This is a genomic window from Janthinobacterium sp. (assembly GCF_031995485.1).
In the GTDB taxonomy this organism is placed as follows: domain Bacteria; phylum Pseudomonadota; class Gammaproteobacteria; order Burkholderiales; family Burkholderiaceae_D; genus Janthinobacterium.
Genome location: NZ_DAMAGB010000066.1, coordinates 21223 through 27831, shown reverse-complemented (window position 1 = coordinate 27831; position 6609 = coordinate 21223). Strand labels below are relative to the sequence as shown.

The following is a 6609-nucleotide window of genomic DNA, read 5'->3' as shown; positions in this document are numbered from 1 at the left end:
GAGGTCAGCTCTTCCATCGACGAGGCCGTCTCCTCCAGCGAGCTGGCCTGTTGCTCGGTGCGCGAGGACAGGTCCATATTGCCGGCCGCGATTTCGGACGAGGCGGTGGCAATCGTGTCGGTGCCGCTGCGCACCTGGCCGACGATGCCGACCAGGCTGTCGTTCATGGTTTTCAGCGCCTGCATCAGCTGGCCCGTTTCATCGCGGCTGGCGACCGTGATGGTGCTGGTCAGGTCGCCGGCAGCTACCGTTTCGGCCACCTTGACGGCGGCGCGGATCGGGTGCGTGATCGAGCGGGTAATGCGCCAGGCGAAAATGACGCCCACCAGCACGGCCAGCAGGCCCAGTTCGATCAAAAGGATGCGGGTGCTGCTGTACTCCTGCATGATGCTGTCGGCCACACCATCGGCGGCCTTGATCTGCATCTCGGAAAAACGTTTGACTTCGGCCAGGTAGGCAGTGGTGATCGGCGTGACTTCCTTGTCGAACATCAGCTTGGCGGCGTCGAAGTTGCCGTCGGCTTTCAGCTGGAAGGCGCGGGCACGCACGGTCACGTATTCGGTGCGCACCTTGCGCACCACCTGGAACTGTTCTTTCACTGCCGGATTGCGCAGCGAGGCGGCGATCTGGTCCTGCAGCTGGCTCGACCGGTCGGCATGCGCCTTCAGGTCGGCTTCGATCTTGCCGCGCACGACAGGATCGGTGATTTCGAACGAGGCCACGCCGCGCACGCTGTTGATCTCGATGATCTTGGCCCATTCGGCCACCATGCGCTGGTTCTTGATGCTGGTATGGATCAGGCGGTAGGTCAGGTCGCTGGCTGTCTGCATGCGCACGATGGCGGTCACGGTGAGGGCGGCAAGCAACAGCAAGACGATAGCAAAGCCGGCGCCAAGGCGGCTGCCGATATTCAGGTTTTTCATGGTGGTCCTAGCAGTTCATTAATCATTGATCGCCGCCGCTCCAGGGGGAGTGGGGGCGCCGCAAGGCGCATGGGATCGGGGTTTTCGGTGCCGCAGACAGCTGCTGCGGCAAGCCACATCATGCGTGGCGATGGAGGTGAAGCAAGGGCACAGCGATCGGATAGATCGTGACCCGCAAAACAGCGAGTATAACATTGATGCTAGGAAATAGTTTTTCAAAGCAATAAGAATGTGTTTTTGATATGCAATTGGTGTGGTTTATTTACCTCAAGTGGCCTGTCTATAAGTACTGTTACTTACATTTCCCTGAAATGGTCCGTTATTTATTGCCGGACTGTTCATGGGATACTTGCGCTACTGACCAAAAGGATATGCCATGGATTCCACCGATCTGTCTTTTTTCGCCGCCGTTGCGCGCAGCGGCGGCATCACGCGCGCCGCCAGTGCGCTGGGCACGGTGCCGTCGAACGTGACGCAGCGTATCCGGCGGCTGGAACTGCAACTGGGCGTGCCGCTGTTTTACCGCCACCGGCGCGGCATGACGCTGAGCGCGGCCGGCGAGCGGCTGCTGCCGTATGCGGCCACCGTGGAGCAGGCGCTGGCGGACGCCTGCAAGGCGACGCAGGCGGGCGGGGCGCCGGCCGGGCCGCTGGCGATCGGCGCGATGGAAACCACCGCCGCGCTGCGCCTGCCCGACATGCTGGTGCGCTATGCCACCGAGTATCCCGAGGTCGACCTGACCCTGCGTACCGGCACCTCGCAGGAAATGCGCGACGCCGTGCTGGCGCGCACGCTCGATGCGGCGCTGGTGGCGGCCACCGTGATCGACGCGCCGGCGCAGCCGGAGCTGATCGCGGAAAGCGTGGGCGTGGAAGAGCTGGTGATCGTCACGGCGCCGTGGGTGGCCGTGTTCGGCCCGGCCAGCATCTGGTCCAGCCTGACTGACGCCAAGCTCATCGTGTTTCGCGACGGCTGCTCGTACCGCGACCTGCTGGAAGCCGTGCTGCAGCGGCGCGGCGTGGCGCGCCTGCGGCTGATGGAACTCGGTTCGCTCGACGCCATCGTCGGTTGCGTGCGCGCCGGCATCGGTGTCAGCCTGCTGCCGCGCGCCGTGGTCGAGCCGCTGGCGGCGGACGGCAGCCTCGCCATGCACCGGCTGCCCGATGGCGCGGGCACGGTGGAGACCTGGTGCGTGCGCCGCCGCGATACGCTGGCTTCGGCCGCGCTGGAAGCGTTCTTGCAGCGCGTGCGGCTGCAATATGCAGAGGCCGCAGGGGCGCCTGCGTTCGGTATCGGTGATGGCAGCGTTTCCCCGGACAGAAAGCTCATTAACGTTGTCTAATGGGTGCATCCCCATCTTGAAAGGACGGCCATGACACCCATCACTCCTGCCAACCGCATCAATGCCTTGCTGGGCATCGAGTTGCCCGTGATCCAGGCACCGATGGTGGCGTCGGCCATGCACGAACTGGTGATCGCTGTGGCGCAGGCGGGCGGCCTCGGTTCGCTGGCCTGCGCGGGGCTCGATGCGCAGCAGATCCGCGCCGAGTTGGCGGTCATTCGCCAGCACACCGGCCAGAGCATCAACCTGAACTTTTTCTGCCACCGCCAGCCCGAGGTGGATGCAGCGCGCGAAGCGGCCTGGCGCGCGCACCTGCAGCCATATTATGTGGAGCTGGGCATCGATCCGGCGCAGCCGATTCCCACCTCCGTGCGCCATCCGTTCGGCGAGGAAATGTGCGCGCTGGTCGAAGAACTGCGCCCCGGCGTGGTCAGCTTTCATTTCGGCCTGCCTGCGCCGGAGTTGCTGGCGCGCGTGAAAGCGACGGGCGCTACCGTGCTGTCGTCGGCCACCACCGTGGCCGAAGCGGTCTGGCTGGAGCAGCACGGCTGCGACGCCATTATCGCGCAAGGCTGGGAAGCGGGCGGCCATCGCGGCATGTTCCTGTCAGACGATATCGATGCGCAAGTCGGCACCTTTGCGCTGGTGCCGCAGATCGCCGATGCGGTGAACCTGCCGGTGATCGCGGCCGGCGGCATTGCGGACGCGCGCGGCGTGCGGGCGGCGCTGGCGCTGGGCGCCGATGCGGTGCAGGTGGGCACCAGCTACCTGCTGTGTCCGGAAGCACGTACCTCCGCCGTTCACCGGTCCGCGCTGGCCGCCACACGCGACGATGCCACCCGGCTGACCAATGTGTTCACCGGGCGCCCCGCGCGCGGCATTGCCAACCGGCTGGCGACGGAACAGGGGCCGATGAGCGCACTGGCGCCGGCGTTTCCGCTGGCCGGCGGCGCTTCGCTGCTGCTCAAGCAGAAGGCCGAGGCGCAGGGCAGCGGCGACTTCAGCCTGCTGTGGTCGGGACAGGCGGCGCGCCTGGCGCACAGCCTGCCGGCGGGGCAGCTGACGCGGCTGCTGGGCGCGGCGGCACAGCAGTCACGATCCCGCTGAATGTTGTTGGTTGGTAACTTTCGTTGTCACGATCAGCCTCGACCGTGATTGAGGCGTAAAATAACGATATATGGCAAAAGCATGGTGTTCATGCGTTATTGATATGACATTGTGCGCCATCGTATGACTTTTTATTTTACTCACCTCATAGAGGCCTGATATGGTTCAGATGTCAAGGCGCCAGTTCCTCAGGGTAACTGGCGCGACCATTGCCGGCTCCAGCCTCGCCATGCTCGGTTTTGCACCGGGCCAGGCGTTGGCGGAAGTGCGGCAATACAAGCTGTCCCGGACCACCGAGACACGCAATACCTGTCCTTACTGTTCGGTAGGATGCGGGATCCTGTTGTACGGCCTGGGCGACGGCGCGAAAAACGCCGTCTCCAGCATCATCCACGTGGAAGGCGATGCCGATCACCCCGTCAATCGCGGCACCCTGTGCCCGAAAGGCGCCAGCCTGATCGACTTCATCCACAGCCCCAACCGTCTGAAAGTGCCGGAATACCGCGCGCCGGGCGGCACCGAATGGCAACCGATTTCCTGGGACGTGGCGCTCGACAAGATCGCGCGCCTGATGAAGAACGACCGCGACGCCAACCTGATCGAAAAGACGGAAGATGGCAAGACCGTCAACCGCTGGCTCTCCACCGGCATGCTGGCCGCGTCCGCCGGCAGCAACGAGGTCGGTTACCTGACCCACAAGACAGTGCGCAGCATGGGGATGCTGACCTTTGATAATCAGGCGCGTGTATGACACGGACCGACGGTGGCAGGTCTTGCCCCGACGTTTGGCCGTGGCGCGATGACGAATCATTGGGTCGATATCAAGAATGCCGATGTGATCCTGGTCATGGGCGGCAATGCAGCAGAAGCACATCCTTGCGGATTCAAATGGGTAACGGAAGCAAAGGCGCATAACAAGGCCAAGCTGATCGTTGTCGATCCGCGTTTTACCCGTACCGCATCCGTGGCAGATTACTACTGCGCCACGCGGACCGGCACGGACATCGTCTTCCTCGGCGCGATCATCAATTATCTGCTGACGAACGACAAGATCCAGCATGAGTACGTGCGCAACTACACGGACATGCCGTTTATCGTGCGCGAAGACTACGCGTTCGACGACGGGCTGTTCTCTGGTTTCGACAAGGAAAAAGGCAAGTACACCGACAAGGCCACCTGGGATTACGAGATCGGCGACGACGGCTATGCGCTGGTCGACCCGACCCTGGAACACCCGCGCTGCGTCTACCAGATGATGAAGAAGCACTACGCGCGCTACACGACCGAGATGGTCGAGCGCACGTGTGGCGTGTCGGCCGACAAGTTCCACAAGGTGGCGGAAGCCCTGGCTTCGACCGCCGTGCCCGGACGCGCCGGTACCATCCTGTACGCGCTGGGCTGGACCCACCATTCGACCGGTGCGCAGACCATCCGCACGGGCGCCATGGTGCAGCTGTTGCTGGGCAATATGGGCATCGCCGGCGGCGGCATGAACGCCTTGCGCGGCCACTCGAACATCCAGGGCCTGACCGACCTGGGCCTGATGTCGAACTTGCTGCCGGGTTACATGACCCTGCCGAACGAAGCCGAGCAGGACTTCGACGGCTATATCGCCGCGCGCGCCACCAAGCCGCTGCGGCCGAACCAGCTCAGCTACTGGAGCAATTACCGCAAGTTCCACGTCAGCTTCATGAAGACGTGGTGGGGCGACTTTGCCACGGCCGAGAACAACTACGCGTTCGACTACCTGCCGAAACTCGACAAGCCGTACGACCTGATGCAGGCCATCGAGCTGATGCACCAGGGCAAGATGACCGGCTACATCTGCCAGGGCTTCAATGTGCTGGCCTCCGCGCCGAACAAGCAGAAGGTTACCGAAGCGCTGTCCAAGCTCAAGTTCCTGGTGGTGATGGACCCGCTGGCGGTGGAAACGGGCGAATTCTGGAAGCCGCACGGCGAGTTCCACGAAGTCGATTCGAGCAAGATCATGACCGAGGTGTTCCGCCTGCCGACCAGCTGCTTTGCCGAAGAGCGCGGTTCGCTGGTCAGCTCCTCGCGCGTGCTGCAGTGGCACTGGCAGGCGGCCGAACCGCCGGGCCAGGCGCGCAGCGACCTCGAGATCATGTCGGGCCTGTTCCTGCGCATGCGCACCATGTACCAGAAAGAGGGCGGCAAGTTCCCGGATCCGATCGTCAACCTGACGTGGAATTATGCGCAGCCGCATAACCCGCAGCCGGAAGAGATCGCCCGCGAATTCAACGGCAAGGCGCTGGCCGACCTGTACGATCCGAAAGACGCCACCAAGCTGCTGGTCAAGAAGGGCGAGCAGCTGGCCTCGTTTGCGCAGCTGCGCGACGACGGCAGCACCTCCAGCGGTTGCTGGATTTTCGCCGGCAGCTGGACCCAGGCGGGCAACCAGATGGGACGGCGCGACAACAGCGACCCGACCGGCATCGGCCAGACCTTGGGCTGGGCGTGGGCGTGGCCGGCGAACCGCCGCGTGCTGTACAACCGCGCTTCGTGCGACCTGAAAGGCAAGGCCTTCGATCCGACCCGCAAGTTGATCGAATGGAATGGCACCAACTGGAGCGGGGCCGACATTCCCGACTTCAAGGTCGACGAACCGCCGGAAAACGGCATGGGGCCGTTCATCATGCTGGGCGAGGGCGTGGCGCGATTCTTTGCGCGCGGCGCCATGGCCGAAGGGCCGTTCCCCGAACATTACGAGCCGTTTGAAAATCCGCTCGGCTACAACCCGATGCATCCGAAAAACCCGCAGGCGACCAGCAATCCGGCCGCGCGCGTGTTCGCCGATGACCGGAAAATGTTCGGCACGCATGAGGAGTATCCGCATGTGGCGACCAGCTACCGCCTGACCGAGCACTTCCATTACTGGACCAAGCATGCGCGCCTGAACGCCATTATCCAGCCCGAGCAATTCGTTGAAATCGGCGAAGAGCTGGCGAAAAGCATCGGCGTGGTGGCCGGCGGCCGGGTACGTGTCAGTTCCAAGCGTGGCCATATCATCGCCAAGGCGGTGGTGACCAAGCGCATCAAATCGCTGAAGATCGAGGGCAAGCAGGTGCACACCGTGGGCCTGCCGCTGCACTGGGGCTTTGCCGGGGTGGCCAAGCCAGGCTATCTGATCAATGCCCTGACGCCGGGCGTGGGGGATGCGAATTCGCAAACGCCGGAATTCAAGTCCTTCCTGGTGAAGGTGGAAAAAGCATGATGGGA

Annotated in this window: 4 protein-coding genes; 3 read left to right on the top strand and 1 reads right to left on the bottom strand. The window is 63.5% G+C overall.

Features of this window, described 5'->3' with window-relative positions:
* The coding region (locus RTQ46_RS25495; protein ID WP_312440398.1) for an MCP four helix bundle domain-containing protein at nt 1–923 on the bottom strand (923 nt) is incomplete at its 3' end.
* A 376-nt stretch (nt 924–1299) separates the two neighbouring features.
* Between RTQ46_RS25495 and RTQ46_RS25490 the strand changes: the two genes are divergently transcribed.
* The 3 genes from RTQ46_RS25490 (at nt 1300) to fdnG (ending at nt 6604) form a co-directional block, all read left to right on the top strand.
* Nucleotides 1300–2265: a LysR family transcriptional regulator gene (locus RTQ46_RS25490; protein ID WP_312440397.1), complete on the top strand. Its 966-nt coding sequence runs from the start codon at nt 1300–1302 to the stop codon at nt 2263–2265.
* 30 nt (nt 2266–2295) lie between these two features.
* Complete coding sequence (locus RTQ46_RS25485) at nt 2296–3372, top strand: nitronate monooxygenase (protein WP_312440396.1); 1077 nt, start codon at nt 2296–2298, stop codon at nt 3370–3372.
* Between the two features lie 160 nt (nt 3373–3532).
* Complete coding sequence (gene fdnG / locus RTQ46_RS25480) at nt 3533–6604, top strand: formate dehydrogenase-N subunit alpha (protein WP_312440395.1); 3072 nt, start codon at nt 3533–3535, stop codon at nt 6602–6604.
* Nucleotides 6605–6609: the final 5 nt, after the last annotated feature.

What these genes read in the sequence shown, in the direction of transcription:
- RTQ46_RS25490 (WP_312440397.1), top strand. Translation starts at nt 1,300, where the DNA reads ATGGATTCCACCGATCTGTCTTTTTTCGCCGCCGTTGCGCGCAGCGGC.
- RTQ46_RS25485 (WP_312440396.1), top strand. Translation starts at nt 2,296, where the DNA reads ATGACACCCATCACTCCTGCCAACCGCATCAATGCCTTGCTGGGCATC.